The sequence below is a fragment of the uncultured Campylobacter sp. genome (assembly GCF_938018145.1).
In the GTDB taxonomy this organism is placed as follows: Bacteria; Campylobacterota; Campylobacteria; order Campylobacterales; family Campylobacteraceae; genus Campylobacter_A.
Window position 1 is genome coordinate 1 of record NZ_CALIII010000017.1, and the last position, 2,817, is coordinate 2,817.

The 2,817-nt window shown below is 46.2% G+C and carries 2 protein-coding genes; one reads left to right on the plus strand and one right to left on the minus strand.

The features are described from left to right. The coding region (gene larA, locus Q0338_RS00510) for a nickel-dependent lactate racemase (protein WP_298085061.1) at positions 1-841 on the minus strand (841 nt) is incomplete at its 3' end. Positions 842-1,055: 214 nt separating this feature from the next. Between larA and Q0338_RS00515 the strand changes: the two genes are divergently transcribed. Then, on the plus strand, positions 1,056-2,735 hold the full coding sequence (locus Q0338_RS00515; protein ID WP_298085062.1) for an anaerobic C4-dicarboxylate transporter: 1,680 nt from the start codon (positions 1,056-1,058) through the stop codon (positions 2,733-2,735). Positions 2,736-2,817 lie beyond the last annotated feature (82 nt).

The following is a 2,817-nucleotide window of genomic DNA, read 5'->3' on the forward strand; positions in this document are numbered from 1 at the left end:
CGACCGAGATCACGATATCTGCCTTGCGCGGGATATTTACGCAAAAGACCTCGTCTGCCTTTTTCACGCAGTCGTAAAAGCTGTCGTTTAGGTGTCCCGCGCTTGCGTAATACACGCCGTGCTCGCTATCAAGCACCGTCTGGATCGAAAAAACGTCGATGTGCGCGAGCACCTTCATCGCGTCGATCATATCCTCGTGCACGGGGTTGCCCTCTAGGCGCAGCGCCTGCGCGTCGGAGCTTAGGGCGAGTTTGTGGTTTTGCGTGATGCTCTCATACGACGCGGTGCCCGGCAAAAAGGCCTTTCTGCCGCCCGTGTAGCCCGCAAAATAGTGCGGCTCGACCGAGCCGATGACGATCACTTTTTTTGCTTCTGCTACGATTTTGTTTAGATACATCTGCGTTCCATTTTTGGACTCGCCTAAAAAGACCATCTCGTCGTGCTTGGAGTCGTGGTCGTGAACTTCGCCTTTGGCGTTAAGCTCGGCGTAAATTTCTTTGCCAAATATCATCTCGTACTCATCGAGCGTACCCTCTCTGTGGCAGCCGGTGGCGATGATGAAAATTTTATTTTTCTCGCGGATTTTTGGGTAAATTTGCTTTAAAACTTTTGCCGTAGGCGTAGGTCTCGTGCCGTCGTTTACGATGATGACGATCTTTTCATCGCCTGCGATAAACTCGTCAAAGCTTTTTTGATTTATCGGATTTGCCAGAGCCTTTGCGATGAGCGCCGTTTCGTCAAATTTAGCCACGGGGTTTGGATCGAAAACGCCGAGCAAATTTTTCTCGTTTATCTCTAGATTTAGATGATCATCTTTGCCGTATGCGATAGGGATTTGCATATTTACTCCTTAAGCAGATTTATTAATTTTTTGTCTTGGGATTATATATCAAATTTTCTTTTAAATGCATTTAGATCAATTAAATTTGACTAGCGGCCGCGTCAAATTTGGTTAAATATATGATTAATACTTACAAATGTATTTTTAATTTTTTTATTAGTATTTAATTTTAATATTTATATAATCGCGGCGTAATTTCCAAAAAGGAGAACAAATGGAATTCCTAACCAGTTTGAGTGAAAGCACTCAGTTCACTCTCCAACTAATCGTAGTGCTCGGATGTTTATTCTACGGCGCTAAAAAAGGCGGTATGGCGCTAGGCGTACTAGGCGGCATCGGTCTTGTTATCTTGGTATTTGCATTCGGTATGAAGCCTGGCAAACCGGCAGTAGACGTCATCCTAACGATCCTAGCCGTCGTCGTAGCTAGCTCTACGCTACAAGCAGCGGGCGGTCTTGACGTTATGCTCCAGATAGCGGAAAAAGCGCTAAGAAAAAATCCTAAATTCGTCTGCATCCTAGCCCCTCTTTGCGGCTGGACGCTAACGGTTCTATGCGGCACGGGACACACGGTTTATACGCTGCTACCGATCATTTACGACGTATCTATCAAAAGCGGCATCCGTCCGGAAAGACCGCTGGCTGCGACTACGATCTCGTCTCAGCTAGCCATCATCGCTAGCCCGGTTTCGGTTGCAGGCGTATCTATGGTCGCTGTTTTGCTGGGTACCGGTACCGTTCATATCGACGGCTTTACTAGCTACGTGGATCTACTAAAAGTCACTATCCCGTCAACCTTTATCGGTATGCTTATCATCGGTACTTACTCGATCTTTAGAGGCAAAGACCTAGATAAAGACCCTGATTTCCAAGAGAGGATCAAAGACCCTGAGCAAAGAAAATATATCTACGGCTCAGACGAATCTCACTCTCTAATCGGCGTAAAACTCCCTGCTAAACAGTGGAACGTGATGTGGATATTCCTAGCTACTATCGCTATCGTGGCGGTTCTAGGCTACTATAAACAACTCCGCCCTAGCTGGACTAGCAACGTCCCTGGCAAATCTATCGAAATCGTAGTAGGTGAAAAAGTAGTTAAAAACATCACCGTAAAAGACGGACAAGTAGTCTCTACCGTAGATAGTAGCAAAGTCGTCTCAAACGTAAAAGATAATAAAGTAAAAGATGCTACTAAATTTACGAACGTAGAAGTCCTAGATAAAGACAAAAAAGTAACTCAAACCATCGTGCTTCAAGACGGCAACGTAGTTATCACCAAAGAGGGTAAAACCGAAACCGTCGCAAACGCTAGCATCGTAGTAAAAGATACTATGAAAAAGACCGCTCCTCTAGGCATGGTCGATACGATCCAAATTTTCATGCTTTTAGCCGCGTCTATCATGATGATCTACTCAGGTATCAAGGCTGCTAAGATCGCTCAAAACGAGATCTTCCACAGCGGTATGGTCGCGCTCGTGGCGATCTACGGCATCAGCTGGATGGCCGATACGATGTTCCACTCTCACATCGAGATGCTAAAAGGCTCGCTAGGAGAGGTGATGAAGGCCTATCCGTGGATGTATATCGTAGTAGGTATGCTGATTTCTAAGTTCCTAAACTCTCAAGCAGCAGCTGCTGCGACATTCGTACCGCTTGCGGTTCAGATCGGCGTGGATCCAGGCATCATCGTCGCGTTTGCTACGGCTTGCTACGGATACTTTATCCTTCCAACATATCCGAGCGATCTTGCCGCGATCCAGTTTGACCGCTCAGGTACGACAAAGATCGGCAAATACGTCATCAACCACAGCTTCATCATCCCTGGCCTTATCGGCGTGTTTAGCTCGTGCGCAGTGGGTTGGGTGTTAGCTAATCTTTACGGATTTATTAAATAATTTTGCTTTTAGACAAGCTGCCTTTGCGGCTTGTCTTTTTCCTTTATACTTCGTTGGAAACTCGGTCGGCTTCGGTCACGGA

What these genes read in the sequence shown, in the direction of transcription:
- Q0338_RS00515 (WP_298085062.1), top strand. Translation starts at nt 1,056, where the DNA reads ATGGAATTCCTAACCAGTTTGAGTGAAAGCACTCAGTTCACTCTCCAA.